The organism is Marinobacter salinexigens (genome assembly GCF_008370345.1).
GTDB classification, from domain to species: domain Bacteria; phylum Pseudomonadota; class Gammaproteobacteria; order Pseudomonadales; family Oleiphilaceae; genus Marinobacter; species Marinobacter salinexigens.
Genome location: NZ_VTUU01000011.1, coordinates 1 through 26,020, shown reverse-complemented (window position 1 = coordinate 26,020; position 26,020 = coordinate 1). Strand labels below are relative to the sequence as shown.

Below are 26,020 nucleotides of genomic sequence, written 5' to 3'. Positions count from 1 at the left end.
GAGGAGCCCACTTATGACCGACACTGCTGTATATCACAACCATCCACCCGCCCTTATTCCTCTGTACGCACGGGCTCTGCAAGCCAAATCCGGCAAAAAAGATTCGCCCACTATCATCCCTGACCTGAGCGCGCGCCTTATGGGCGCCGCAACCTCAACTAAATCCCTACCCCGCTACCAGAGTATATGCGGCTTTCAGACAAGGCGCCGGATACCGGCTACCTGGCCCCACATCCTGGCTTTCCCCCTGCACCTGAAGCTACTGACCGACAACCGCTTTCCGTTGCCTCTCCTTGGGCTAGTACACCTGCGAAATACCATCACCCAACACCGGGATATCGCCTGTGGTGAAAATCTAGATATCGACGTACGGTTTGGCAAGCAAGAGAGCACAGCCCGTGGAATAGAATTCGACCTGATCACGGAGGCCTACTCGGCAGGCAAGCTGGTCTGGGAAGAATCAAGTGTCAACCTGTTCCGGCAGGCAGACAGGACGGAGGGCAACCCAGGGGAAAAGGTCTCGCCACCAAAACTGGAACGCTATCCGAATACCCTCAGCATCGATGCAGCCGAATCTATCGGGCGCCAATACGCCAGCGTTTCCGGGGATCGCAATCCCATCCACCTGCATGCTCTAACCGCAAAAGCGTTCGGGTTCCCGCGGGCGATTGCACACGGAATGTGGAGCAAGGCTCATGTGCTGGCGTTGCTGGAACAGCAGGAAAACTGGATGTCAGGGGCGTTCAGGGTAAGTTGCCAATTCAAGAAACCGCTATTCCTACCGGGCACGGCGCAATTGAATTGGCAAAGCGGAAAATCACGCTGGGACTATCAACTGCTCAATGGCACAGGTGATGCACCACACCTGACAGGCAACGTCGAATGGCTGTGAGTGAGCTTTGAGGGTTGCAGCCAACCCTCAAGAATCGCCTGCCGGCAAAGATTGGGAGACCTCGCATACACTCTCCCCTTCGGCACCAACTGCAGGCAGAGTGAAGAAAAACAGCGCTCCGCCACTATCGGGGCGTTCAAAACCAATATCACCACCCTGCGCCTGAATCAGGGAGCGACAGGTCGCCAGCCCGATACCCATGCCTTCAGATTTGGTGGTATAAAACGGCAGAAACAGCTTTTCTTCCGCATCAGGCGGCAGACCAATTCCATGATCCCGCACCTCAATGCGAACGCAGCCAGTTGATACAACCCTGGCGCTGACCTCAACAGGGTCCGAGGCGTCGGCACTGCGCGTCGCTTCCAGGGCATTCCGGATGAGATTCAAAGCAACCTGCTGAACCTGAATTGGATCCGCAGCAACATCCGGCAGGCCATCAGGTACAGAAAGCGCGATACCGCCTTCGTTATTCCTCATATCCACTTCAGCAAACTGGCGGGTATCTTCCAGCAGAGTAGGCACGGAAATGACTTCCTTTCCCGTAGCCGGCTTTTTCATAAAGCTCCGGATCCTGCGGATGATCTCGCTTGCCCGGTGAGACTGCGCCTCAATCTTGTCCAGAGTTTCGCCCAGCAGCTCCAGGTCCGGCGATTCCTTTGCCATCATCCGCTTGGAAACCCGGGCGTAATTGGTAATGGCAGTAAGAGGCTGATTGATCTCGTGAGCAAAACCGGCCGCCATTTCCCCCATCGTGGTCAGACGGGATGCGTGAGCCAACTGATCTCGCTGCTCCTGTACCAGGGCCCTCGCTGCTTCAAGCTCGGCCTCGTTTTCCAGTTCGATAGTCACGTCCCGGAAAACGACAACCGCACCATGCAACTCGCCATTATCCAGCTTGGGTGTCGACCGATATTCTGCCGGGAAACAGCTACCATCAATGCGCCGCATCCGAATATCCCGCTGGTTCTCGGCAATACCCTTCTCGCACGTCGCCCGGGCAGGCAAACCATCGGTTCCATCACACGCAGTGGCAAAATGGGTTTCAAAGAAACTTCGCCCCACCAACTCGTCGACCGGACAACCCATGATTGTTGCTGCAGCCGGGTTCGCAAACTCGATGACGCCATTTTCATCAAGGCCGTAAATGCCTTCACTGATGGAGTTAAGGATGCGGGTCTGATCGCCCTGCAGCTCACGGTTCCGGGCCTGAAGCTCGCGCTCGAGACGAATAACCTGAGCATGGGTTTTCACCCGGGCAATCACTTCCTGAGACTGGAATGGTTTGGATATGTAATCCGCCCCACCAAGAGAAAAACCTTTGACCTTGGCCTGCAGATCATCCAGCGCGGAAAGGAAAACCACTGCACAGTCCGCCGTCGCCGGGTCCGATTTGAGACGTGAGCAAACCTCATAGCCATCCATTTCCGGCATCATGATGTCGAGCAGGATCACTTCAGGCTGGTGGCGACTGGCCAGATCCAGCGCTTTCTCACCCTCATTGGCGATGAGCAGGCGGTAGCCTTTGTCTTTCAGGGTCTCATAGAGGACTTTCAGGTTCTGGGGATTATCATCCACCAACAGAACCGTTACCTCAGAGTTCTCACTGACAGCTTCAGTCATATACACAGGGCCGGTTGAAAACATCACCTTATAATGCCGGTGACATCACCGTGCGTCGATAAGGTCCTTTACGGACAGGACCATACGAACCAGATGTGCAAGGGAATGAGTGCCCATCTTGTGCATAACCCGGGAGCGGTGGATCTCTACAGTCCGCTGGCTGATTTCAAGTTCGATCGCGATGACCTTGTTGGCCTGGCCGGCGATCATCCGATCCATGATCTCATGCTCACGGGGAGTCAGGCTCTTCACGCGACGGATGATTTCCTGTTTTTCGTCCAGAGTCTTACGCTGCTCGCGGTCCTGCTCCAGAGCGGCTTCGATCTTTTCCAGCAGAGCCTCCTCGCGATACGGCTTCTGGATAAAATCAACCGCGCCTTCCTTCATGGCATCTACCGCCATGGGAACATCACCGTGACCGGTCACAAAGATAATCGGGAGAATGGAGTGCTTCTCGTTGAGCTTTTTCTGGAGCTCCATGCCATCCATACCCGGCATCCGGATATCCAGAACGATGCACCCGGCCATCTTGTCGGAATAATCTTTCAGAAAGACCGTGGCGTTCTCATAGGTTTTTACCGGTTTACTATCAGATTTCAGCAACAGCTCCAGGGAATCGCGAACCGCTTCATCGTCCTCTACTACAAATACCGTCTGCTGGATATCAGTCATGGATGCATTCTCTCCTGTCCGCTTTCTTATGGTGTCCGGTCAGTGGATTGACGGATCTTTCTGTTCGTCCCGCGCTTGCTCCTGGCGCTCATGTTCGCGCATCTTGTCGAGCCTTTGCTGAATAATGCCAAAAACGCTTTGCTTCGGGTACCGGCCGTTGGCATCCGCCTTACCTGCAGGTTTATTCAGTAACAGTGTGACGGCCTGTTCAAGATGGTCAACTGCATAGACAGAAAACTTGCCTGCACGCACCGCCTGAACCACTTCACTGCTGAGCATCAGGTTCTGGACATTGGTCGTCGGAATAATCACGCCCTGACTACCGTTTAAACCGCCCTTCAGCTTACAGGTTTCGAAAAAGCCTTCCACTTTTTCGTTAACTCCACCAATCGGCTGCACTTCACCAAACTGGTTCACCGAGCCAGTCATTGCCAGATCCTGACGAACCGGCAACTCGGACAACGAAGAAATAAGCGCACACAACTCAGCGAGTGACGCACTGTCGCCGTCCACCTCACCGTAATTCTGCTCAAAGGTGAGGCTTGCCGAAAGGTGCATAGGGTCAGTCACGGCAAAATGCGATGCCAGCCAGGAACTCAGGATCATGACCCCCTTGGAGTGGATATTACCGCCAAGCTTTACATCCCTTTCGATATCCATCACCGCGCCATCACCGTAATAACAGGTGGCCGTTACCCGGTTTGAAAGCCCAAACTCGAAACCTCCCGTTGAGAGTACAGACAGCGCGTTCACCTGACCAACACAGGTTCCGTCAGTCGATACCAGCGTGGAACCGTCGCGGATTGAATCATAAAACTGGTCGCGAATACGGCTGCTGCGGTATTTGGCACTTTCCAGGGCCTGTTCCACGTGAGAATCCTGAATCAGCTTTGCACCAGCCTGGCGGGCCCAGAAGTCAGACTCCCGCAGCAAGTTAGCGATATCGGCCGCATGAAGTGACAGCCGTTCCTGATGTTCGGCCATGCGAGCACTATGCTCTATCACCCTTGCCACGGCCTTATTGGAACAATGCAACAGCTTCTTCTCGCTCACAAGACTGGCGATGAACTTGGCATACAGCAACTGACTCTCGTCCGTCCGATACATTTCATTCTCGAAATCGGCGGTCACCCGGAACAACTCCGCAAACTCGGAATCGTATTCCTGCAGCAACATCCAGGTTTCCCTGTCTCCGAAGAGCACTATTTTCACGTCGAGAGGCACCGCCTCCGGCTCGATGGAAATAGTGCCGGACAGCGTCAACTCCCGCTCCAGGGAATTGATCTGAATGGACCTGGATCGCAATGCCCGCTTAAGGCCATCCCAGACAAAAGGCTGCTCCAACACCTTAATGGCATCCATCAGTAGGTAACCGCCGTTGGCTTTATGCAGACTACCGGGGCGGATCAGGGAGAAATCTGTAAACACCGTGCCTTTGTAGGTAACGTTTTCTACATACCCAAACAAATTGTGGTAGGTCGGGTTATCCTCGACCACCACCGGCACCTCATTGGTTTTCTGATGCACCAACAGGTTCACCAGATACCGGCGAGGCATCTTCTTGTCCAGCGAGGCATAGGCAATAGCGGCCTGTTCTTCGTTATCCTCGAGGAAGATATCGAGGTTTTCTTCAAGGTCGTTACGGATTGCCTCAAGGAAAGCCACAACATCAGGCAGCTTGCCATATTTCTCAATCAGGTCATCAATCTGGTGCCCGGAAACACCTTCCAGGGTTTCCTGATTCAATGCCTGCTGCTTGTCTGCGTATTCCTGTTCAAGATCCGCAACCTTGCGTACTGCCTGGCGTAACTTCTTTTCCAGCTTGTTGATGGAGTCTTCAAACTTGTCGCGCTGCTGTTCGGTCAGGGCCTGAAACGACTCAGCGGTATGAGGTTCATCACCGTTCATGGCCACCAGGCGATAACCGCCCGGCGTAGTCACGGTCAGGCTTACCTTTTTCCGTTTTGCCTGCGTTGCCACCTTTTCAAGCTCATCTTCCTGTCTTTTGCCGTAGTCATTCTTCAACTGCTCGGCGCGCTCAAGGAAGGTGTCACTGTCGAAGGTCTGGGGAATCACCTTGACCAGGCGAGCCATCAGTTTTTCCAGATCCTGCTTGAGCTGAGTGCCCTCCCCGCCAGGAAGCTTCAACAGCCTCGGAGTACGGGGCTCCTCGAAGTTCGCCACATAGCACCAGTCATGGCTCTGCTGCTCGGTATCAACATGGTGCTCCAGGTATCGAAGCATCATGGTACGTTTTCCAAGGCCATTCCGACCTACCGCATAGACGTTGTAGCCGCCGTGAGGCATGGCAAGGGCAAACCGGACCGCTTCCTGGGCGCGATTCTGGCCCACAATTTCAGACAACGGCTCAAGCTGTCGGGTGGTTTTGAATGGCAGGTCTTTCAGTACGCAGGCTTTGTAGAGCTGATGAAGAGACAGTGACTTCAAGGTTTGGTCCTGTAACGTTTGTATCATTGGCCGGTCATTGTAGATTCTGCGGGCGCCCCTGTCGCGTGTGTCAGAGAGATTTCGCCGCCGATAACCGCCAGAAACAACCGCAGGCCATCAAGCTAAAGGTCAGATCAACCCTGCATCCAGACTGGCAGACACATAAAGACCCAGCTCGCGGCACTGCTCTTCAAATACATCCGTGTAGTCACCGCGGCATACCAGTGGCTCCTGCACCAACTTCCAACGCAGACCAGTGGTAATACTTTCAATCGCCCTGCGAGTTCCCGTGCCGTCGTGGCCCGCACGAATATAAAAAGCAAAGGGAAGGCCCTGAGTTTTCTCAAGACAAGGGTAGTAGCAGCGGTCAAAAAAATCCTTCAGAGCACCACTCATGTAACCAAGATTTTCGGTAGTTCCGAGGATGATGGCATCACAGCCCAGGACGTCTTCAGGGGTGGTATCGAGTGGCGCGAGGGTAACCACCTCAACGTTCTCGATATCTTCATGGCGGGCACCCTGGCCTACGGCATCCCGCAGGCGCAGAGTGTTCGGGGAAGGAGCATGCGCGACAATCAGCAATGTTTTTTTGTCAGTCATACCCCCTCCCGTGTTCAGTTATTAGAGAAGCTCTCCATTGGCTTCTGCCGGCGCTTCAGCCTCTTTCTTGACCGGTTGAGGCATCAGCTTTTCACGAACCTTGGCTTCAATTTCGATGGCCATATCCATGTTTTCTTCGAGGAATTTGCAGGCATTAGCCTTACCTTGGCCGATCTTGTCACCATTATAGGCGTACCAAGCTCCGGATTTGTCCACAAAGCCCTCTTTAACGCCCATGTCCAGAACCTCGGCCATGTGGTAGATACCCTTGCCGTACATGATCTGGAACTCGGCCTGACGGAATGGCGGAGACACCTTGTTCTTGACCACTTTCACCCGCGTTTCGTTACCAACCACTTCATCCCCGTCTTTCACTGAACCAATGCGGCGAATATCCAGACGTACAGAGGAATAGAACTTCAGTGCGTTACCACCTGTGGTTGTTTCTGGCGACCCGAACATTACCCCAATCTTCATACGGATCTGGTTGATGAACACCATCAGGCAGTTAGCCTGTTTGACGCTACCGGTGAGCTTACGCAGTGCCTGAGACATCAGGCGAGCCTGCAAGCCAACGTGGCTATCACCCATCTCGCCTTCAATTTCTGCCTTCGGTGTCAAAGCGGCAACAGAGTCAACGATGATCACATCTACGGCATTGGAGCGAACCAGCATATCAGCGATTTCCAACGCCTGCTCGCCGGTATCCGGCTGGGAAACCAGTAACTCGTCAACATTCACGCCCAGTTTCTCGGCATAAATCGGATCCAGAGCATGTTCCGCATCCACGAAGGCACAGGTCTTGCCCTGCTTCTGGGCTTCAGCAATCACCTGCAGTGTCAGCGTGGTTTTACCAGAGCTTTCCGGACCGTAAATCTCGACGATACGACCGTACGGCAGACCGCCAATCCCCAGAGCCACATCAAGGCCAAGGGAGCCAGTGGAGACAGCAGGAATGGCTTCACGGGGCTGATCGCCCATTTTCATCACCGCGCCCTTGCCGAACTGACGCTCAATCTGACTCAGTGCTGCACCCAATGCCTTCTTGCGGTTGTCTTCCATTGCTCTCTAACCCTCTGTCGCCTGGCTCCGGAGCACTCAACAGCTCCGGTCACGGAATGATAAATCAGGAATTCTGTACCGTACCCACAGTTGTTTTCCTGTATATTTGAACAGTATTAAAACATAAGCAGATCGGGAGACCAAGCCCCCAATCGGGAACCAGATCAAGAAAAATGTTACAGCCGCTCCAGGAAGCCTGTCACTGACTGCAGAGCGAACAAAACGGCCTGCCGGCGCACGTCATCGCGATTGCCCTCAAAATGTTTTAATCCGGTTTCCGTTCTGTCTGCCCCGGTCCCCCAGGCAAACCAGACCGTACCAACGGGCTTTTCCTTGCTGCCTCCACCAGGGCCTGCAACTCCACTGATTGCCACGGCCACATCCGAGCCGGTGGCTGACACAGCGCCCGCAACCATTTCCCGGACCACCGCTTCACTCACCGCTCCATATATATCCAGAGATTGCTCACTCACCCCCAGCAAGCGGATTTTAGCTTCGTTGCTGTAGGTCACCAGGCCACCCGTGACATAAGCTGAGGAGCCAGCTTTATCCGTCAGCGTCTTGGCAACCCAGCCTCCAGTGCAACTCTCGGCCGTCACGATCATACGGCCCTGCCCCTCCAGCAACTCCCCAAGCGTGATTGCTGCATCACCCATTTCAGCATCAGAAACCGGCATCGTATTCTCCTTCATTTCATCCCGGGCATTATTTTCTTACAATTCCCCGCTTCATCCCATGAACGCAACATAAATCGGACCGTCCATGTCAGCAGCTCAGACCGATCTTTCGAAACACACACCAATGATGCAGCAGTACCTGAAAATAAAGGGGCAGCATCCCAATGAGTTGGTGTTCTACCGCATGGGTGACTTCTACGAGCTGTTCTATGAGGACGCAAAAAAAGCGGCCGAATTGATGGACATTACGCTGACAGCGCGCGGTCAGTCGGGCGGCAACCCAATTCCAATGGCGGGCATCCCGTTTCACTCCTCAGAAGGCTACATTGCCCGCCTGGTTCGCGCCGGTCAATCCATCGCTATCTGCGAACAGATTGGCGATCCCGCCACCAGCAAAGGCCCGGTTGAACGGCAGGTCGTGCGCATTGTTACACCGGGCACGCTGAGTGACGACGCCTACCTGGAAGACCGGAGGGACAACCTGCTGGTGGCGATCTATAACCAGCGCGAGCAGTTCGGTTTTGCCTCCCTGGACATCTCCAGCGGCCGTTTTGCGGTTTCGGAGCTGGAAAATCTGGAAGCTCTCCAAGGCGAACTGCAACGCCTTCGTCCGGCAGAGATCCTGATCAGCGAAGATTTTCCTTTCGAGGACATTCTCGAAGGTTTTTCCGGCATCCGCAGGCAGGGGCCGTGGTTATTTGAATCCGATACAGCACACAGGATCATCACTGATCAGTTGCAGGTGCGGGATCTTACCGGCTTCGGCTGTGAGGACCTGACACTGGCCATTTGTGCGGCAGGCTGCCTGCTTCAGTATGCTCGCGAAACCCAGCGCACCGCCCTGCCCCACATCCGCAAGCTCACCCGGGAACGCCGGGATGAGGCAGTGGTACTCGATGCCGCCAGCCGCCGTAATCTGGAGATCGATACCAATCTGATGGGCGGGCACCAGTACACCCTCGCCTGGGTGATGGACCGAACGGCTACGGCCATGGGCGGCCGGGAACTTCGACGCTGGCTGAACCGGCCCTTGCGCGATACAGAGGTGGTTGAGCAGCGTCAGCAGGCGGTCGCGGCGCTGCTTGACGGTTTTCACTATGAGCCCGTACACGATCTCCTCAAGGCCGTGGGAGATATCGAACGGGTTCTTTCCCGGGTTGCACTGCGCTCTGCCCGGCCGCGGGACCTGGCCCGTCTTCGGGATGCGTTCCTGGCGTTACCTCAACTTCAGGAAACCCTGCGGCCCATCAACTCCCACCATGTGGAAAAACTGGCGGTCACCATCAGCGAGTATCCGGAACTGGCTGACCTTCTGGAACGGGCCATTATCGATAACCCGCCCGTCGTCATCCGGGAGGGTGGAGTGATCCGGGAGGGATTCGACGAAGAGCTGGACGAACTGCGCAACATCAGCGAAAACGCCGGCCAATATCTGCTGGATGTCGAGACACGGGAACGGGAACGCACTGGCATCAGCACCCTGAAAGTCGGCTACAACCGTGTGCACGGCTACTACATCGAGATCAGTCGCGCACAATCCGAGCAAGCGCCTGTTGACTATATCCGACGTCAGACCCTGAAAAACGCTGAACGTTTTATTACCCCCGAGCTCAAGGAATTCGAGGATAAGGCCCTGAGTGCCAAAAGCCGGGCACTGGCCCGGGAAAAAGGCCTCTACGATGAGGTGCTGGAATCCGTCGCGGCCCAGCTCGCCCCCCTACAGGATGCAGCTCAGGCGTTGGCAGAACTGGATGTTCTCAGCAACTTCGCAGAGCGGGCAACAAGCCTGCGCTTCTGTGCACCGGAATTCACCGAGTCCCCGGGCTTTGACATCGAAGAAGGCCGGCACCCAGTGGTCGAGCAACTGCTGGACGAACCCTTCGTACCAAACAACCTGCTGATGGACGCCAAACGCCGAATGCTGGTGATTACCGGCCCTAACATGGGCGGTAAATCGACCTACATGCGCCAGGCCGCGCTCATCGCCCTGCTGGCCTATACCGGCAGCTTTGTACCGGCCAATCGAGCTGTACTTGGCCCCGTAGACCGGATTTTCACCCGCATGGGCTCCTCCGACGATATCGCCGGTGGCCGCTCTACCTTCATGGTAGAAATGACGGAAACCGCCAACATCCTGCACAACGCCACGGAACACAGCCTCGTATTGATGGATGAGATTGGCCGGGGAACCAGCACCTTTGACGGCCTTTCACTGGCCTGGGCCACCGCAGAGCACCTGGCCAAAAACATTCGCTGCTATACGTTGTTCGCCACCCACTATTTTGAACTGACCCAACTGGCCGATGATCTGGATCACGCTGTAAACGTTCATCTGACCGCCACAGAGCACGACGACAGCATCGTGTTCCTGCACAATGTGCATGATGGCCCGGCCAGCCAGAGCTACGGGCTGCAGGTCGCCAAGCTCGCGGGAGTGCCTCAGGATGTTATCCGCAACGCCAAAGACCAGCTGGCTCATCTCGAAGGTAGCGCAACGCCAGCGGCCCCGGCGGCAGCCACACAACAGCCTCAGGCACCGGCAAAGAAGCACACGACCAACGTCGCCGAACCGATCCTGCAAGGTGATATGTTTGCGAGCCTTGAGCCCAGCGCCGTAGAAACCGCACTGAAATCTCTGGATCTGGACGATCTGACACCCAGAGAAGCACTGAACCGACTCTATGAGTTGAAGGATCTGATGGGGCACTGATCAGAGGTCAGAAGCAGGAAATTACCGCAAATTTGACCTATGTAATAACGATATAGCGGCCCAATGCTTGCGGGCTCGCGGGGCGCTCCCTACAATATCGCGCATTAAAACATAACCATGGAGCCTGTTTAGAGCTCCCGATGAGATTGACCATTGGACCAGGGATCTGACTATGGCGTTTATCGTTACTGATAACTGCATCAAGTGCAAATACACCGACTGCGTGGAAGTCTGCCCGGTAGACTGCTTCTACGAAGGCCCGAACTTTCTGGTAATTGATCCGGACGAGTGTATCGACTGTGCTCTGTGTGAGCCCGAGTGCCCGGCTGAAGCCATTTTCTCCGAAGACGAACTGCCCGCAGATCAGACGCAATTCGTGGAGATTAATGCGGATCTGGCCGGCAAGTGGCCGAACATCACCGAGAAGAAAGATCCTCTGCCAGATGCAGAAGAGTGGGACGGCAAGCCGGACAAGCTCCAGTATCTGGAAAAATAAGGCTCTTGCGGCCGTTACGAAAAAGGGGAAGCCAATGGCTTCCCCTTTTTCGTATTCTTGATCCTGCCCATCCCCGGCTCTAGGTCGAGGCCAGCTTTACCCCGATAACCACAAAAAAACCGCCAGTCAGGACATTGAGTCCCTTACGAATTTTCGGGTGTGACCCGACTCCGCGAAACCGCACGACCGTCCAGGCCAGTCCGCACTGCCAGATCATGGCCAACACAAAATGAATCCCGGCCAGCACCAGCGACTGCTGGAAGGCACTGCCCGCGGGGTCGATAAACTGCGGTAACAACGCCATATAGAACAGGGCTGTTTTGGGATTCAGAACATTGGACAACAAACCTTCCCGGAAGGCGGTCATGGCAGAGAACCCTTGAGGCGTCGGCTCAGGCACTTGCTCAGGAGTCTGACGATCGCGAGCCATGGCGCTACGCAGGGAACCAATACCCAGCCAGACCAGATAGATCGCGCCGGCCCATTTCAGGATCGAAAATGCCCACGCGGTTTCAACCAGGAGAATTGAAATACCCAGGGCAGACAGTGAGGCATGAATGAACAACCCGGTACATATCCCGGCACTGGTAATACACCCATCCCTCAACCCGCCACGGCCGGTATTGCGCATCACCAACAGGGTATCAACCCCGGGCGTTATGGTGAGCAGAGTGATAGCGGCCAGATAGGCCAAGAACAGGTCAGAAAACACAAACAACCTCCGGCATCACCGGAGGCTCAGCCAATCACTCCTCCGGTTCAAGAATCTTACGGGCTGCCGCCGACTTGTAAAAACCAGACAACCGACGGCGGACAACGGCCTCAACATAGCCCTCTTCGCGCAGAACGTCTATAACCGGAAGCACGTAGGCATCGATCTCTGCCATGATCACCTCACGGGTAACCCCCACGTCGTTCAGCAGGTCGACAATCGGGCGATCACCATACTTGGCAAACAGATGCTCCACCACCGCTCTGGCACACCCTTCAAAATACACAGTCTTGCGGAATTGCAGCCAGAACTCATAGCCAAGCACTACGTATTCCTGCAGTTCTATATCGCCAAGTCCTTCATGCAGCTCGGCAATGGTGCGGTCCTCAAGGGAAACCCAGGCGGCCATCACAGTGTCCCTAAGCTCATCTTCCGTCAGCGCCCGATGCAGGAACTGTTCACTGCGCGCAATCAAACCGGGAAGGCTATCGGACAGCCACGCCTTGATGCGTCGTTCGAAGGTCTCGTCCAGGCCAGGTACCGCCTTGTTGGCCATACGCTTACCAAACTTCATCATGGACCCGACGCCCGGTACGGCTTTGGTAATCAGGTTATCCTCGTAGAGGTAATTAACCAGGCCGGTATACACCACATTCGAAACCAGCTCCTGGTACACAGGGTGCGCCATGATCTCGGCAATCACACGTTCACGCTGCTGGCGCAGACTCAGGGTTTCCTCAAGAAATCCGGTTGCCTGCTCCCGGGTAATAATCTCACCCAGGGTCGTACTTGCCTGCACTGGCGAATTCAAAACCTCAGTAGCCATTTCCGCGGCCAACTCCGGGATACCGGAATCCAGATCCATATCCACGACGATGCGCTGGATAACGCCCATAACCTGATCAGCGGAGGTCAATCGGCCCAGGGTTATTGAGTCAGCATGACTGAGCAGTTCCGAAACTTCGTTGTCAAGGAACTTCCGTAGCTTTGCGCCCTTGAGCACGGACATCTCGTGTTTTACATGCTGCTCGAACAGGGCATTGGCAAGGTCCTTACCACTCTGAGACATGGCGTCTGATTTCCTTTGGTCTGTGGTTTTCACTCTGAGTACGAGGCTACCATGATCAAAGGCGGGAACCCTTTGCTCAAAATACGGCTATAGCGGTGCAGCGAAGCAAATAGCCCTGCCGCCGGAAGCGACGAAATTACTGGAACTCGTTGAATGTATGAGGTTCCGCCGCAAGAGACAGACAAAGACTTCCTGGCCCGATATAGATACTGCTGGTAATCCCCATTTGCGACAGCAGCAGCTCTACGCCGTTACGCTCACAGGCATCCCTCAAGCGGTTCATCCCGGGAGGTCTTCGATTTCTGTCCAGGTGAGGCCGCAGGAGAGGCTTACATACGGTGTCAGCAAACCCGCGTCTACCCGGGCTGCGGCGTAGTTCATCACCTTTTCGACAGCCCCATCAAAGTTGCGGGTTTTGGCCACTGGTTCGCCTTCCGCCCCCTGGCCAAAAATCACCGGAGTTATATTCAGCGCCTTGCCGAGAAAAGCAACCACAGCCGAAATACTCTTGTCGCCCCGACGCCGGGCGCGCTCGCGGATGTAATGAAGGTCCCTGGGAATCACACAGGTATAGATTTTATCGGTGAAGGTTTCCACTTCGTGTCGAAGGGCGTTTTTGGAGAGCTTTTGCTTGATGAGTCTCAGGGTATGAGCGGCCACCAACCCCTGACCGGCAAAAATTTGCTTGGTGTCGATAACCCGCATCGAGAACTTACCTTCCCGACCTGCAGCTGTCCGGGCCTTGTCGTAATTGGCCATAACACTGTTCATGGCTTCCGACGCATTCTGGAAGATCAGGCTGCGGCTTCGGGTAACGGTTTCGCAGAAGGCAACGTCAAACTCGGTAACAATTTTTTCCATGAATAACTCATGGATCTGTTCCGGAGTGAAGGCCTGTGTTTCCGCGTGATGCCCTTTCTGGAGCAGGCCACTCTGGTAAAACTCCTGCGTCCGCACCGGGTCGTGATTATCAATGTATGTTTGACCATCAATGACCGCCGTGACCGGCAGAACGAAGAGATCGTGCTTGCGACTGAATTCATAGGGCAAGTCACAGGCAGAGTCTACGATCAGACCTACTCGCATCGTGGGACGCCTCCAGCATTGGGTCTTTCCCTCATGGGGAAACCCTTTATTGTCGTTGTTCTTTAATGGCGCTCAGTGTTACACAACGCGGTCACGATTTCAGCAACTTGCCCGAATCAAACCTTTCCGGTTACCGGGCTAAAGGGGCCGATTCCAGTTCACGCAGGCTTTTCTCCAAAAGCAGTCGATTGTCCTGCTGCCACGGATGGAAATCCTTTCTGAGGTAGGCCAGAAATTCTGGCAAGCATTTGCGGATCACCCCCGGCTTGCCCCAAAGAAAATTCAGGCCACCAATCCAGGTACGCAGGCTCCAGAGCTTGCCATCGGTTCTGAGCAGACTGCAGGTATTCAGAAAGGTGTATTTAAAGAAGTTCCAGGTCACAAACAGGAAGACAATCCGACGCAGTTTGTCGTCACCGATACATTCCCGATAGACGTCGAAGGCGACCGACTTGTGCTCCGTTTCCTCAATGGCATGCCAGCGCCAGAGTTGAGCCATGGTCGGTGTTGCACCTTCCATCCATTCAGGATGACTGAGAATGGCATTAGCGAGCACAGCAGTGTAGTGCTCTGCCCCGCAAGTGCCGGCCAATTGGCGGCTTGGCGGTAGTCGGTTGACCCATTTCATGTGTCGGGCAAACCGCCGATCGATGGCGTCAATATCATAGCCCCGGGCTTTCAACGCCTCGTTGTAACCCTTGTGCTCGCGGCTGTGAAGCGCCTCCTGGCCGATAAAACCACGAATTTCAGCTGTCAGCTTGGGATCATCGATCCTGTCGCGATAGAGCCGCACCGCGTTTATGAATTGCTGTTCGCCGTCAGGAAACTGTAGAGAAAGCGCATTAAAAAATGCTGTTCTGAAGGCGTCGTTCCCGTGCCAGAACGTTTTCAGTTCCTCGCTGACGTCGAACCTGAGGTGTCGGGGCTGAACCGACACTCCGTTCGGGGTTGAGCTGCTGGCCATGGCGGCTACCTCCTGTATGTTGCAAATTTTTGTTGTGTTTATCAGGTGCAAACAGCGGTCAAATCTTCACCAGTAACGCCAGTGTAAACCCGTTCAAAAACCTGAAGGAAGCACTTCGAGCCACATTTCGGACATCTTGTCACAAAATGACATTATGTCAGGCAATAAAAAAGGAGGCCGAAGCCTCCCAAGGACACACAGGGGGAAGATGGCCGCCGGCACCAGTCCGGCGGTCATCGAATTAACGCTCTTCCGCTACTTCGGCGCCAGGCGCCTCAGGATCTGCGGTAAAGCCAAGTAAACGAGTACGTTCGATAAGCAGGTACAACACCGCTCCGGTCGCCAGGCCCCAGCCCGCACCGTAAACAGCCAGTACAACTCCCATGGTTCCTGCGATGCCGCGCTCAGTGTTGTTTTCCAACTGTTCCAGCCCCACCATCAGACAGATGTAACCAGTCAGCAGCAGGGTCAGAGACAGGGCAATCGGCAAAACAGGCTGGAAGAAGCTAACCAGCGGCAGAATAAACAGGGCGATAAATCCGGTAATCCAGAAGGTACCGCCACCGCTGTAGATGGAGTCCATCGCGTTACGGCCATATTTGTAACGCTCGGCCATCGTCGCAGTAACCGCAGTCCAGATTGGTCCTGCCAGGCCGGGGTATGGCGCAAAGAACGCATGCATACCGTTACGAATGGAAGTCACCAGATGGACGCGGTCGATGCTGTTATCAATATCTTCGTCCTTGCGCAGGTGATCAACACGGTTCATCAGAGACTGACCCACCACGATGTCACCGAAGGCGATAACGTAGGCTATGACCGCCGTCGGGATTGCATACATGAACACGCTGGCATCCGGGAAACCAACGGAGAATGGCAGGTAGTTCCACAGTTCACCAAAGGCCGGCTTGGTAATGCCCCACTCAACGTTCGGCACCGCGTATTCACCGGTCGCAAAGCCCACCAGAATGGCGACAACCATACCTGGCACCATGCCGTAGTTGGCAATCTTGCGGGCAATGGAGTTGCTCTCTACAAACCCTTTGAAGGACACAGAGAACATCAGGTAAAGACAGACCAGGCCACCGATAATCAGTGAAATCGGGGTATTGGCAAGACGTCCACCAGCTTCAATCTCGCCCATTAGGGCAGCAATACCAGCACCGATGATGATGCCGCCTTTCATGGACCGGGGGATCAGTTCCACCAGCTTGCTGCCAAGGCGGGTAACGCCCAGGATCAGGAAGATCAGGAATACCAGAAACTGTAGGGCAAACAGTGCCTGAATGGCCTCAGGGCCCGGCTCATAATCACCCAAGAACAGGAGTACCACAGGAATACCGGGGGTGATCCAGCCCGGGACCAGGGGAACCCCTAACAGGGCCGGCAGCATAAAGCCGATACCACAGATAACCACGTAGGCCAGTGCCACGTCGTAGGGAACGCCGAGGTATTTTTCCAGCAACGGAATCATTGCCAGACTGACCACAAACATGATCAACGCCTGAACCATCTCGGCAAATTCCCAACGGTAGTGCACGAAAGGAAGACGGATTTTGAAAGGGCCTGCGGGCCAGTATGGCTGCTCTTCGCCATTGTTTCGGTGGAACATTTGCATAAAAGGGTCTCCGGGCTCACGTAGAAGGCGTGTGCCAGTCAGTGTTGTTTTTGTGGTACTAGGCTGGCTGCGCCAGAGCGGCGCAGCCATTCCGGATCAGTTCAGGTCTTTCGCCTGATCCCTCAGCACGAACTTCTGGATCTTGCCCGTAGATGTTTTGGGCAGGTCCGTGAAGACGACTGTTTTCGGCACTTTGAAGCGCGCAAGATGTTCACGACAGAAGTTGATGATGTCTTCTTCGGAGATATCACCGGCTTCCGGTTTCAGGGTGACAAAGGCGCAAGGCGTTTCCCCCCATTTTTCATCAGGGCGGGCAACGACCGCCGCTTCCAGAACAGCCGGATGGCGGTAAAGCGTGTCTTCGACCTCGATTGTGGAGATATTCTCTCCACCGGAGATGATGATGTCTTTCAGACGGTCTTTGATCTCCATGTAACCGTCCTCATGCCACACCGCCAGGTCACCGGTATGGAACCAGCCGCCACGGAAAGCTTCCTCCGTTGCAGTCGGGTTCTTGAGATACCCCTTCATCACGGTGTTACCGCGCAGGAAAATCTCACCGATGGTTTTGCCATCTTTGGGAACTGGCTCCATGGTGTTGGGATCACCCACCATGGTTCCGGCCAGGGTGTGGTAACGAACACCCTGGCGTGCTTTCTTGCGGGCCCGCTCATCCAGTGGCAGCTCATCCCATTCGGACTTCCAGGCGCACACAGTGACAGGGCCATAAACTTCAGTCAGGCCGTACACGTGAGTCACTTTGATCCCCATGTCTTCAATGGCTTCGATCACTTGAGCCGGGGGCGCGGCACCCGCCGTCATGGATTTAACCTCGTGGTCGATACCGGCTTTGGACGACGCTGGCACGTTCAGCAATGCGTTCAGAACGATCGGAGCACCGCACATATGGGTGACCTGATGCTCCCGAATCAGGTGAAGAATTTTTTCCGGGTCCACACGACGCAGGCACACATGGGTGCCGGCCATCGCGGTGACGGTCCAGGGGAAACACCAGCCGTTGCAGTGGAACATCGGCAGCGTCCAGAGATAGACCGGGTGCATGCCCATGGACCATACCGTCTGATTGCCCAACGAGTTGATGTAGGCACCACGATGGTGATAAACGACACCTTTAGGATTACCCGTGGTGCCCGACGTGTAGTTCAGGGAGATCGCGTCCCACTCATTTTCGGGGAAGCTCCACTGGAATTTGGGGTCGCCTTCCTGCAGAAACGCGTCGTAATCCAGATCGCTCACCTGAACACCTTCGCCATACTCGGGATCGTCAACATCAATGACCAGCGGCTTGTGCTCAAGGTGGCGTACGGCATCCTTGATCACCTGGCCAAATTCGCGATCAGCGATCACAACCTTGGCTTCGCCATGCTCCAGCATGAACGCAATAGCATCCGCATCAAGGCGGACATTCAGAGTGTTCAGTACCGCACCAATCATCGGCACGCCGAAGTGACATTCAACCATGGCCGGAATATTGGGCAACATGACTGCAACGGTGTCTCCACGACCAATTCCCCGCCCCTTCAGAGCTGACGCCAGGCGACGACAACGGTCATAGGTTTCCGCCCAGGTGTAGCGAATTGCACCGTGAACTACCGCAGGATAATCCGGATAAACGCTGGCCGTGCGTTCGATGAAATCAATGGGGGACTGAACGGCATAGTTGGCATCGAGAGGGGCAAGGCCCTGTTCAAAAATCGAGGTCATTTACGTGGTCCTCTGTGAGCACTGTTGTTTTTATGACATATTCAGGAGTATAGCCAATCAGCTATAATTTTATCTGGAACAGAATAGTATTTTACAGAAGAAATACTAGAAACTATACCAACGTATTATGGTACAAGCACCATATAGAGAAGATATGGCAGACTCCCCTCCTCTGATCGCATTCAGCCTTCCCGACTCTGACCCTCAGCCCGGCCTCGTTCTGGATGGCAACTCTCTGGTGATTGCCCGCAACACAGCCGCGGACGAATTACTCAAATGTAGCGGCGATAGCGGGTTCAGCGACCTTCTGCCGCCCAACACCCCGGCCCTGATCACATCCTCCCTGAATCAGGGCCGGGCAATTTCAGAGGTTGAATCCCGCACGGGTTCCAGGATTTTTGTCTGGACATTTATTCCCGATGAACGTCAGAAGCAGGTACTGGTTCGAGGGCGGGATGCCACAGACGATTTACAAATGCGCGAGGAAGCCACCCGTTCCAACCGCCTCTACCGGCTAATTACGGAAAACACCACAGATCTTATTTCCCGGCACGCACCGGATGGCCGCTTCATTGATGCCACACCAGCCTCCTGGCGCCTGCTCGGTTACTGGCCGGAAGAGTTGCGCGGACGATCCCTGGAAGAGGTGTTTCAGGGCCATTCCGTTGCCGACAAACTGAAAGAGGCCCGGAACCACCTCCGGGACGACGGCTATGCCACCATGACCCTCGATATCGAACACAGGGACGGTACCCGGCGCTGGTTCGAAATCGCCAGCCGGGCAATCCGGGAAACCTACACCGGAGCGGTCATCGAAGTGGTCAGCGTATCCCGGGACATAACCGCCAGGGTTGAATCCGAGGAGAACAACCGGCTACTGGCCGACGAACTTGCGCACGCCGCCCGGCTGGCAACGCTGGGCGAACTGGCATCGAGCATCGCCCACGAAATGAACCAGCCCCTGGCCACCATCGTCAACTTTGCCAGTGCCAGCCAGCGCTACCTGAAGAGTGCCCGGGAAAACCCCGAATGCCTGGATCGCGTAGATGACGGTTTGCAGAAAATTGTGCATCATGCCAACCGGGCGTCCGAGGTCATCAAACGCCTCAGGGCCTTTCTGCGCAAAGGCCAGAAGCGCATGGCGCCCATCAGCCTCAATGAGGTGGTCACCAGCGTCACCCGCTCCTGTCACTGGGAAGCCGAGAAAAACCGGGTTCAGATTGTTCCCCTGTTGGATTGCTGCGCACCGGTCATTACCGCAGACATGGTGTTGCTGGAACAGGTATTGATCAACCTGATACGCAACGCTATCGAAGCCAATATTGAGGCCCGACAAAACCAGGCAGGCAAAGATTCATCCCGGGTCGAAATCCGCACCTGTATCAATGAACAGCAGGAAATACTGATCGAAGTCCGCGATCAGGGGCCGGGGCTGGACGACCAGGGCATTCGGCAGATGTTCCAGCCGTTCTACACCAGCAAACCCCACGGGCTTGGCCTCGGGCTGTCCATGAGCCGGTCAATCATCGAAGGCTTTGGCGGCTTTCTGGATGCGCGGCCTGCGGACACCGGAGGCCTCTCCCTGATCTGTCGCTTTCCCACCCTATCGACGAACAAGAACAAAACCATGAACAGAATGGAGACAAAAACAGATGACTGAACGCTCGGCCAACGAAGCAACCACCGTCTATGTTGTGGATGACGACGCCGGCATGCTGGAATCAACCCAGTGGCTACTGGAATCCGTGGGGCTGAACGTCAGGGCCTATAGCGATGGACGGCAGTTTCTTGAGGCCGTTGGCGGTGAAAACGCGGGGTGCGTTGTTCTGGATATCCGTATGCCAGGACTTGGAGGCCTCAACGTTCAGGAGGAGCTTCAAAAGCGGGGCCTGGACCTGCCGATCATCTTCGTTTCAGGCCACGCGGATGTACCCATCGTGGTCCGCGCTTTCAAATCCGGAGCCTTCGATTTCATCGAAAAACCCTTCAATGAGCAACTGCTGCTGGACAGCGTGCAACAGGCGCTTCAGGACCACCAGCACCCCTCCAGCCAGAACTTCGAAGCGGACGAACAGACTGAATCCCTGATCACGACACTGACTCGCAGAGAAAGAGACGTATTCCTGCCTCTGGCCCAGGGTTATACCAGCCGTGAGATTGCAGAGCAGCTGGATGTCAGCGTCAAAACCATCGACTTATACCGTGCCAGGGTGATGAAGCGTCTCGGCGCAGAACGGGTGCCTGACGTGACCGGGCTCGCCGTCGCGGCGGGACTGCTGAACCCCCTGGACCTGCGCCGGGAACAGGAAACCGCCTAGGCGGTTTCCTCCCCGTTTGCTGATGCCTGAGAGCCTGCCATCGCCTCATACACCAAGGCTCCGAGCCGTATGACGGCCTGCTCAATCCGTTCCGTCCAGGGGTTGGCAGTGTTGATCCGGATACAGTTCTCAAACTTGTTGGTTGTCGAGAACATCAACCCCGGTGCGACATTGATATCTTCTGCCCTCGCCCGGTGATATATGTCCGTTCCGGATACACCGTCCGGCAACTGCACCCAAAGCACAAACCCGCCCTGAGGCCGGCTGATGGCCGTACCTTCAGGAAATGAACGGGAAACCGCCGCTCTCATACGCTCCGCACCTTCGCGGTAATGTTGCCGGGCAGTACGCAGATAACGATCGTAGCCTCCCTGCTCCAGAAAGCGCGCCACGGCCATCTGGGGAATGGAGGACGTCGCCAGATTCACAAAATATTTATGCTGCCGGGCACTGGCCATGTGTCGAGGGGGAACCACCATCCAGCCCAGACGAAGCCCCGGGGAAATGGTTTTGGAAAACGAGCTGCAATAAATCACGTTGTCAGCACGGTCGAACGCCTTGGCCGGACGTGGACGGTCCCCCGAGTGGTGAAGATCGCCATAGATGTCGTCTTCAATCAGTGGGACATTAGCCGCAGCAAGCAGACTCACCAGTTGCCGCTTCCGATCATCGGACATTCTCGCGCCCATGGGATTGCTGTGATTGGTCACCACCACGCAGGCTTTGAGCGGCCACTGCTCCAGTGCCAGCTGCAACCCCTCAAGACTCAGACCTTCCGCCGGGTGGGTTGGGATCTCGATGACCTTCAACCCTACAACCTCCAGCGCCTGCAGAATGCCGGGGAACGACGGCGATTCCACGGCCACGATATCCCCCGGTTCAGTTACTGCTCTCAACGCCAGAATGATGGCCTCCTGGGCACCATTGGTTGCCAGTACATCATCCGGCGTTACCGGTACACCCAGTGTCGCCATACGCTGAGCAATCTGTCGGCGGAACGATTCTTTTCCCGGGAAGGCATAATCCAGAGTTTCGACCCCGCAGCGGGCAGCCCAGAGCGTACATTGCTGGATCTGCCGCAACGGAAGGTAATCCGGATGGGGAATGGCTGTGGCGAGCGGAACCATCCGCTTCTTTTCATCGGCACACAGCTCCAGCGTCATCTCTCGTGCACTGACCGGCACCGGCTTGCTGCGGTGTTTCCGCATCACCGGTTCGGGGGCATCCATTGCCGGCAATTTTACAAAATACCCGCTGCGCTCCCTCGCCTGCAAATAGCCACGGCCCTCCAGCGTCTGATGGGCCTGCAGCACCGTTGAAATACTGACACCGAACTGACGACTGAGAACCCGGACCCCTGGTAACCGGTCTCCATCGCGGTAAACACCCTCCTGGATCAAAGCCTGCAGCTGATCCGCTACCTGGTTGTATAACGCACCCATATTCAGTCCCCCGCCAAATCCAGTCACTATCTTCGCTATTACGCTCTCTATTTCAGCAGATCTGTCCTGCGCACGAACGGTACAGAACCCCCCGAATACAACCAGTACAGAATGCAATTCTTCCATACTGTACCGGTTCAAAACCACCACAACTGAATCTGTATCGCAAAATTTAAAGGGCGGACAATATCCCCGTCAGTTCGAGAAGAAGAAGGAGTTTCAACATGGGGATCGCCAACACGCACCTAAAGCCACCGGTTTCGACCCGTAAGGACCTGCTGGCAGTGGGCTTGTCCATCACGGCCGTCAACAAAGGCACCGGGGCGAGTCAGAGCTGGCTCCGGGATCTGGGGTTTGTCATCACGGAGAAAGCTGAGGATCACTGGATTCTGACCCACACGTCCGCACTGCCGGAGCTTCACTTTTACAGCGAGCAGGAGCTGGAGCAGTTTGCCAGGCACAGAGCACATCACTACGCTAAACATTCGATTCAGGAGAACTTGCCATGAGCTACCCGATCTATCAGGTCGATGCCTTTACCGACAAAATTTTTGGTGGCAATCCGGCAGCCGTGATGCCCCTGGAGGCCTGGCTGCCCGACGAGATGCTGCAGGCACTGGCTGCAGAGAATAACCTCTCTGAAACAGCGTTCCTGGTGCCTGGCAAGGACGGCGATCACCATGACTTTCACATTCGGTGGTTCACACCCGGTACAGAAGTTCCCCTGTGCGGTCACGCAACGCTTGCCAGCGCCTGGGTGATTTACAACAAGCTTGGCTGGCAAGGGGAACAGATTCGGCAGCACTCCATGAGCGGCCCGCTGGGGGTCAGTAAAACCGGGGACGACTGGCTGCTGCTGGACTTCCCGAACCTGCCCTTCGAACAGCAGGAGACACCCGCAATCATTCGCGAGGCACTGGACGAGGCCCCCGACACCGCATTCTTTGTACCGAATGACACCAACTACATGGTGGTGCTTGAAAGCGAAAACGCCGTCCGTTCAGCACAGCCGGACCTGCGCAAGGTGAAGCAGCTGGGTAATCAGGGGTTGATCATCACGGCCCGAGGTGAGGAAGCAGACTTTGTCAGCCGTTACTTCGCGCCTGGTGCCGGAATCGATGAAGATCCGGTGACCGGTTCCATTCACAGCGTACTGGTGCCCTACTGGGCCGAAAAACTGGGTAAGACACGGCTGGATGCACGTCAAATCTCAGCCCGGGGAGGCATTCTGCGTTGCGAGTTAAAAGGCGATCGGGTCGCCATTGCCGGCCAGGCGGCCTTCTACATGGAAGGCACCGTACACCTGCGCTGAGACTGGTATACTGCCCGCCGAACAGACCAACCGGCGGGCAGACATGACGGCAAATTCCAGCAATCAGTACGACGTAATCATCATTGGTGCCGGAGCCGCGGGTTTAATGTGCGCGGCCACAGCCGGCTACCGGGGCCGCAAAGTGCTGGTGCTGGACCATGCCAACAAGCCGGGCAAGAAGATCCTGATGTCCGGTGGTGGCCGCTGTAACTTCACCAACCTCAACAGCACACCGGCCAACTTTCTCTCCGATAACCCACACTACTGCATCTCCGCGTTAAAACGGTACACACCGCAGGACTTCCTGGAACTGGTGGATCGCCACGGCGTTGAGCACGAAGAGAAAGCGCCAGGGCAACTGTTTTGCCGAGAGAGTGCCAAAGACATCCTCAACCTGCTGCTGACCGAATGTGAATGGGCTGGCGCAGAGATCCGGATGAAAACCACCATCAAGGCCGTGAAAGAACGCAGTGATGGTTATCTCGTCAGCACCAGCTCTGGCCAGCTGACCTGCGAGTCTCTGGTGATTGCCGCCGGAGGTCTGTCCATTCCGACCATGGGAGCAACTGGTTTTGGCTACGAGATCGCCCGCCAGTTCGGCCTGCATATCCTGCCCACCCGCGCCGGGCTGGTGCCCTTCACCTTGCAGCCGGATTTGAAAGAACAGCTCTCTCCCCTTTCCGGCATCAGCACCGATGTGGACGCAAGCTGTCACCAACAGCATTTCCGGGAGCCCATGCTCGTTACCCACCGCGGCCTGAGCGGGCCCTCCATGCTACAGATTTCCAGCTACTGGAACCCCGGCGACGAGATCGCTATCAACCTGCTCCCTACGTGCCGGATTGAGGAAGAGTTGCTGGCTTTACGCAAGAACAAGCCGCAGTCCACCATTGCCCACTACCTGGCGCAACACATGCCCAAGCGCTTCGCCCAGGCGTTCAACGAGCTACAGGGCTGGACCGGCCCGCTGCAGGCCTACAAGAATTCCGACATCGAACAGATTGCCTCGCTGCTAGGCGGTTGGCACATCAAACCCTCTGGAACGGAAGGCTACAGAACGGCCGAGGTAACATTGGGGGGCGTAGATACCCGCCAGTTGTCGTCAAAAACCATGGCCGTTCAGGATCGACCGAACCTGTATTTTATTGGGGAGGTGGTGGACGTGACGGGCCATCTTGGGGGGCATAATTTTCAGTGGGCTTGGGCTTCAGGGGTGGCTGCTGGGCAGGATGCTTAGGTGACTCTGGGATTGACACCACAGTCACTTGTTGAGCGGCAACTGACCCAACTGCATGTTCAATTCGGTTACATTTCATGAAAACCAACTGAAGCGCTTTTTCTTCAACTTATCCCGATATGCGGCTGCTCCTGTGAAGCCATTTGCAACAGCCATATCAAAATATTTAAGCGCTAGCTTTGTATCCTTCTTAACGCCATCGCCATTTTCATACATTACACCAAGAGATGCTTGAGCTTGCCCAAAACCTTGATTCGCGGATTTTTCCCAGAACAATTTAGCCTTGCTTAAATCTTGCGTTACACCGATGCCCTTCTGGTAAAGGACACCCATGTTGAATTGAGCGGCGGGTTGTCCTTGATCTGCGGCCGCCGAATACCAGCGGAGTGCCGTAGTGTGACACACCTTAACACCAGCCTTTCCATGTTGGTAAATCATCCCCAGATTGAATTGCGCGTCAGAATCACCCTGATTCGCAGCTTTACTCCAAAGAGCTACCGCTTCGGCTTGCGCTGAAGCGCTTTCGCCACCTGTCTTATGTAAGACCCCAGCTAAATTTCTTTGCGCCTCCGCAAGGCCTTGGTTTGCGGCCCGTTGCATCCATTGCTTTGCGAGGTCAACATTCTTATCAACACCTTGGCCCTCGAAATAAAAGACACCAAGGGTTGACTGAGCACGATCTAATCCGTTCTCAGCGGATCGCCGAATCCATTCGACACCGGCTCTCTCATCTTTTGGCAATGGCTGGCCAGATATGCACATTACACCAACGTTATATTGAGCCTTCAGGTGCCCATTTTCAGCGGCCTTCTTGAACCACCGAAATGCTTCATCTGGATTTCTCGCTACTCCCTCTCCAGAGTTGTAACATTTTGCCAATTCAAACTGATCATCAACAGATCCGCTTTCAGCAAGCGATTTCAAATCTTTTAACGTCGTCAAGAGTCAAGCTCCCATGCTTCGTGCCACACCGTTGAGCACGGCTGAAAAAAAGAACAATCCAATGGCTGGCAAGAATTGTCCGGAAAACAAACAGACCAACGAACCAATAAAACTGGCACCAACGCCAAGAAGAACAATTAATGACACGAATGCCTTCATTCCCGTTTTCCTTCACTACTTTGATTGGATGGCTCGTATCGATATGCGATTACTTCGCCTTGCCGCCCAACGCCATGGTAAGCCGCCGGGACGGAGCACAGCGTAGTACCGGTGGACTTCCCCCAATAAATTGGACACGCCCCATCAGTTGATTTCTTCGAACTCTAGCGGAGTCCGATAGCCCAGGCCACTGTGCAGCCGCTGACGATTGTAAAAGACTTCAATATAGTTACTTATATGCCGCCGTAATTGTCTCAAC

25 protein-coding genes are annotated in these 26,020 nt (G+C 55.2%); 8 read left to right on the top strand and 17 right to left on the bottom strand.

Going from position 1 to position 26,020, the window contains the following annotated elements; translation table 11 throughout:
* The first annotated feature begins 13 nt into the window (after positions 1-13).
* Positions 14-892 (top strand): MaoC/PaaZ C-terminal domain-containing protein, encoded by an 879-nt coding sequence (locus FWJ25_RS16805; RefSeq protein ID WP_149601426.1) that lies wholly within the window; start codon positions 14-16, stop codon positions 890-892.
* A 27-nt stretch (positions 893-919) separates the two neighbouring features.
* On the opposite strand, the gene FWJ25_RS16800 is transcribed toward FWJ25_RS16805, so the two are convergent.
* The 6 genes from FWJ25_RS16800 to FWJ25_RS16775 form a co-directional block, all read right to left on the bottom strand.
* Positions 920-2,512, bottom strand: coding sequence for an ATP-binding response regulator (locus tag FWJ25_RS16800; protein ID WP_149601425.1), 1,593 nt, complete (start codon positions 2,510-2,512; stop codon positions 920-922).
* A gap of 45 nt (positions 2,513-2,557) precedes the next feature.
* Positions 2,558-3,184, bottom strand: coding sequence for a response regulator FixJ (gene fixJ / locus FWJ25_RS16795; RefSeq protein ID WP_149601424.1), 627 nt, complete (start codon positions 3,182-3,184; stop codon positions 2,558-2,560).
* Positions 3,185-3,223: 39 nt separating this feature from the next.
* Complete coding sequence (locus tag FWJ25_RS16790; RefSeq protein WP_149601423.1) at positions 3,224-5,632, bottom strand: Lon protease family protein; 2,409 nt, start codon at positions 5,630-5,632, stop codon at positions 3,224-3,226.
* A 129-nt stretch (positions 5,633-5,761) separates the two neighbouring features.
* Entirely contained in the window at positions 5,762-6,232 is a 471-nt protein-coding gene (locus tag FWJ25_RS16785; RefSeq protein WP_149601422.1) for a flavodoxin family protein, read from the bottom strand.
* 21 nt (positions 6,233-6,253) lie between these two features.
* Positions 6,254-7,294, bottom strand: a complete 1,041-nt coding sequence (gene recA / locus FWJ25_RS16780) for a recombinase RecA (RefSeq protein WP_149601421.1) — start codon at positions 7,292-7,294, stop codon at positions 6,254-6,256.
* Positions 7,295-7,470: 176 nt separating this feature from the next.
* Positions 7,471-7,971: a CinA family protein gene (locus FWJ25_RS16775; protein ID WP_149601420.1), complete on the bottom strand. Its 501-nt coding sequence runs from the start codon at positions 7,969-7,971 to the stop codon at positions 7,471-7,473.
* 85 nt (positions 7,972-8,056) lie between these two features.
* Between FWJ25_RS16775 and mutS the strand changes: the two genes are divergently transcribed.
* Both mutS and fdxA read left to right on the top strand, forming a co-directional pair.
* Positions 8,057-10,681, top strand: a complete 2,625-nt coding sequence (gene mutS / locus FWJ25_RS16770) for a DNA mismatch repair protein MutS (RefSeq protein WP_149601419.1) — start codon at positions 8,057-8,059, stop codon at positions 10,679-10,681.
* A gap of 172 nt (positions 10,682-10,853) precedes the next feature.
* Entirely contained in the window at positions 10,854-11,177 is a 324-nt protein-coding gene (gene fdxA / locus FWJ25_RS16765; protein WP_149601418.1) for a ferredoxin FdxA, read from the top strand.
* A gap of 79 nt (positions 11,178-11,256) precedes the next feature.
* Here fdxA and FWJ25_RS16760 read toward each other — a convergent pair whose 3' ends face one another.
* The 7 genes from FWJ25_RS16760 to FWJ25_RS16735 form a co-directional block, all read right to left on the bottom strand.
* On the bottom strand, positions 11,257-11,895 hold the full coding sequence (locus FWJ25_RS16760) for a LysE family translocator (protein WP_149601417.1): 639 nt from the start codon (positions 11,893-11,895) through the stop codon (positions 11,257-11,259).
* A gap of 28 nt (positions 11,896-11,923) precedes the next feature.
* Complete coding sequence (locus FWJ25_RS16755) at positions 11,924-12,958, bottom strand: hypothetical protein (RefSeq protein ID WP_149601416.1); 1,035 nt, start codon at positions 12,956-12,958, stop codon at positions 11,924-11,926.
* Between the two features lie 136 nt (positions 12,959-13,094).
* On the bottom strand, positions 13,095-13,241 hold the full coding sequence (locus FWJ25_RS19910) for a hypothetical protein (protein ID WP_246166868.1): 147 nt from the start codon (positions 13,239-13,241) through the stop codon (positions 13,095-13,097).
* The gene (locus FWJ25_RS16750; RefSeq protein ID WP_246166867.1) at positions 13,238-14,044 is read right to left on the bottom strand and encodes a DegV family protein; all 807 of its coding nucleotides are present in this window, start codon (positions 14,042-14,044) and stop codon (positions 13,238-13,240) included. Before FWJ25_RS16750 ends, FWJ25_RS19910 begins: the two co-directional genes overlap by 4 nt.
* A 130-nt stretch (positions 14,045-14,174) precedes the next feature.
* Positions 14,175-15,008: a metal-dependent hydrolase gene (locus tag FWJ25_RS16745; RefSeq protein WP_149601415.1), complete on the bottom strand. Its 834-nt coding sequence runs from the start codon at positions 15,006-15,008 to the stop codon at positions 14,175-14,177.
* 241 nt (positions 15,009-15,249) lie between these two features.
* The gene (locus FWJ25_RS16740; protein WP_149601414.1) at positions 15,250-16,626 is read right to left on the bottom strand and encodes a solute carrier family 23 protein; all 1,377 of its coding nucleotides are present in this window, start codon (positions 16,624-16,626) and stop codon (positions 15,250-15,252) included.
* Positions 16,627-16,722: 96 nt separating this feature from the next.
* Positions 16,723-18,351 (bottom strand): acyl-CoA synthetase, encoded by a 1,629-nt coding sequence (locus FWJ25_RS16735; RefSeq protein ID WP_149601413.1) that lies wholly within the window; start codon positions 18,349-18,351, stop codon positions 16,723-16,725.
* Between the two features lie 154 nt (positions 18,352-18,505).
* Here FWJ25_RS16735 and FWJ25_RS16730 point away from each other — a divergent pair, with 154 nt between their 5' ends.
* Positions 18,506-20,011: a sensor histidine kinase gene (locus FWJ25_RS16730; protein ID WP_149601412.1), complete on the top strand. Its 1,506-nt coding sequence runs from the start codon at positions 18,506-18,508 to the stop codon at positions 20,009-20,011.
* Positions 20,004-20,669 (top strand): response regulator transcription factor, encoded by a 666-nt coding sequence (locus tag FWJ25_RS16725; RefSeq protein WP_149601411.1) that lies wholly within the window; start codon positions 20,004-20,006, stop codon positions 20,667-20,669. Before FWJ25_RS16730 ends, FWJ25_RS16725 begins: the two co-directional genes overlap by 8 nt.
* Here the strand turns inward: FWJ25_RS16725 and FWJ25_RS16720 are convergent.
* Positions 20,666-22,111 carry an aminotransferase-like domain-containing protein gene (locus tag FWJ25_RS16720; RefSeq protein ID WP_149601410.1) on the bottom strand — a complete coding sequence of 482 codons (1,446 nt, stop codon included), beginning with the start codon at positions 22,109-22,111 and terminating at the stop codon, positions 20,666-20,668. The two genes, FWJ25_RS16725 and FWJ25_RS16720, sit on opposite strands and share 4 nt — an antisense overlap.
* Before the next feature lie 224 nt (positions 22,112-22,335).
* Here FWJ25_RS16720 and FWJ25_RS16715 point away from each other — a divergent pair, with 224 nt between their 5' ends.
* Genes FWJ25_RS16715 through FWJ25_RS16705 form a run of 3 tightly spaced genes read left to right on the top strand, consistent with a single transcriptional unit; the run spans position 22,336 to position 24,660 of the window.
* Positions 22,336-22,620, top strand: a complete 285-nt coding sequence (locus FWJ25_RS16715; protein WP_149601409.1) for a hypothetical protein — start codon at positions 22,336-22,338, stop codon at positions 22,618-22,620.
* Positions 22,617-23,423 carry a PhzF family phenazine biosynthesis protein gene (locus tag FWJ25_RS16710; protein ID WP_149601408.1) on the top strand — a complete coding sequence of 269 codons (807 nt, stop codon included), beginning with the start codon at positions 22,617-22,619 and terminating at the stop codon, positions 23,421-23,423. The genes FWJ25_RS16715 and FWJ25_RS16710 overlap by 4 nt, the downstream gene beginning before the upstream one ends.
* A 43-nt stretch (positions 23,424-23,466) precedes the next feature.
* Positions 23,467-24,660: a BaiN/RdsA family NAD(P)/FAD-dependent oxidoreductase gene (locus tag FWJ25_RS16705; protein WP_149601407.1), complete on the top strand. Its 1,194-nt coding sequence runs from the start codon at positions 23,467-23,469 to the stop codon at positions 24,658-24,660.
* A gap of 75 nt (positions 24,661-24,735) precedes the next feature.
* On the opposite strand, the gene FWJ25_RS16700 is transcribed toward FWJ25_RS16705, so the two are convergent.
* The 3 genes from FWJ25_RS16700 to FWJ25_RS16695 all read right to left on the bottom strand — a co-directional run.
* Complete coding sequence (locus tag FWJ25_RS16700; protein ID WP_149601406.1) at positions 24,736-25,602, bottom strand: SEL1-like repeat protein; 867 nt, start codon at positions 25,600-25,602, stop codon at positions 24,736-24,738.
* Positions 25,603-25,605: 3 nt separating this feature from the next.
* The gene (locus FWJ25_RS19650) at positions 25,606-25,761 is read right to left on the bottom strand and encodes a hypothetical protein (RefSeq protein WP_188093654.1); all 156 of its coding nucleotides are present in this window, start codon (positions 25,759-25,761) and stop codon (positions 25,606-25,608) included.
* Positions 25,762-25,905: 144 nt separating this feature from the next.
* A partial coding sequence (locus FWJ25_RS16695; RefSeq protein WP_149599076.1) for an IS3 family transposase occupies positions 25,906-26,020 on the bottom strand: 115 nt, incomplete at its 5' end.

What these genes read in the sequence shown, in the direction of transcription:
- FWJ25_RS16805 (WP_149601426.1), top strand. Translation starts at nt 14, where the DNA reads ATGACCGACACTGCTGTATATCACAACCATCCACCCGCCCTTATTCCT.
- FWJ25_RS16800 (WP_149601425.1), bottom strand. Translation starts at nt 2,512, where the DNA reads ATGACTGAAGCTGTCAGTGAGAACTCTGAGGTAACGGTTCTGTTGGTG.
- fixJ (WP_149601424.1), bottom strand. Translation starts at nt 3,184, where the DNA reads ATGACTGATATCCAGCAGACGGTATTTGTAGTAGAGGACGATGAAGCG.
- FWJ25_RS16785 (WP_149601422.1), bottom strand. Translation starts at nt 6,232, where the DNA reads ATGACTGACAAAAAAACATTGCTGATTGTCGCGCATGCTCCTTCCCCG.
- recA (WP_149601421.1), bottom strand. Translation starts at nt 7,294, where the DNA reads ATGGAAGACAACCGCAAGAAGGCATTGGGTGCAGCACTGAGTCAGATT.
- FWJ25_RS16775 (WP_149601420.1), bottom strand. Translation starts at nt 7,971, where the DNA reads ATGCCGGTTTCTGATGCTGAAATGGGTGATGCAGCAATCACGCTTGGG.
- mutS (WP_149601419.1), top strand. Translation starts at nt 8,057, where the DNA reads ATGTCAGCAGCTCAGACCGATCTTTCGAAACACACACCAATGATGCAG.
- fdxA (WP_149601418.1), top strand. Translation starts at nt 10,854, where the DNA reads ATGGCGTTTATCGTTACTGATAACTGCATCAAGTGCAAATACACCGAC.
- FWJ25_RS16755 (WP_149601416.1), bottom strand. Translation starts at nt 12,958, where the DNA reads ATGTCTCAGAGTGGTAAGGACCTTGCCAATGCCCTGTTCGAGCAGCAT.
- FWJ25_RS19910 (WP_246166868.1), bottom strand. Translation starts at nt 13,241, where the DNA reads ATGAACCGCTTGAGGGATGCCTGTGAGCGTAACGGCGTAGAGCTGCTG.
- FWJ25_RS16750 (WP_246166867.1), bottom strand. Translation starts at nt 14,044, where the DNA reads ATGCGAGTAGGTCTGATCGTAGACTCTGCCTGTGACTTGCCCTATGAA.
- FWJ25_RS16745 (WP_149601415.1), bottom strand. Translation starts at nt 15,008, where the DNA reads ATGGCCAGCAGCTCAACCCCGAACGGAGTGTCGGTTCAGCCCCGACAC.
- FWJ25_RS16740 (WP_149601414.1), bottom strand. Translation starts at nt 16,626, where the DNA reads ATGCAAATGTTCCACCGAAACAATGGCGAAGAGCAGCCATACTGGCCC.
- FWJ25_RS16735 (WP_149601413.1), bottom strand. Translation starts at nt 18,351, where the DNA reads ATGACCTCGATTTTTGAACAGGGCCTTGCCCCTCTCGATGCCAACTAT.
- FWJ25_RS16730 (WP_149601412.1), top strand. Translation starts at nt 18,506, where the DNA reads ATGGCAGACTCCCCTCCTCTGATCGCATTCAGCCTTCCCGACTCTGAC.
- FWJ25_RS16725 (WP_149601411.1), top strand. Translation starts at nt 20,004, where the DNA reads ATGACTGAACGCTCGGCCAACGAAGCAACCACCGTCTATGTTGTGGAT.
- FWJ25_RS16720 (WP_149601410.1), bottom strand. Translation starts at nt 22,111, where the DNA reads ATGGGTGCGTTATACAACCAGGTAGCGGATCAGCTGCAGGCTTTGATC.
- FWJ25_RS16715 (WP_149601409.1), top strand. Translation starts at nt 22,336, where the DNA reads ATGGGGATCGCCAACACGCACCTAAAGCCACCGGTTTCGACCCGTAAG.
- FWJ25_RS16710 (WP_149601408.1), top strand. Translation starts at nt 22,617, where the DNA reads ATGAGCTACCCGATCTATCAGGTCGATGCCTTTACCGACAAAATTTTT.
- FWJ25_RS16705 (WP_149601407.1), top strand. Translation starts at nt 23,467, where the DNA reads ATGACGGCAAATTCCAGCAATCAGTACGACGTAATCATCATTGGTGCC.
- FWJ25_RS19650 (WP_188093654.1), bottom strand. Translation starts at nt 25,761, where the DNA reads ATGAAGGCATTCGTGTCATTAATTGTTCTTCTTGGCGTTGGTGCCAGT.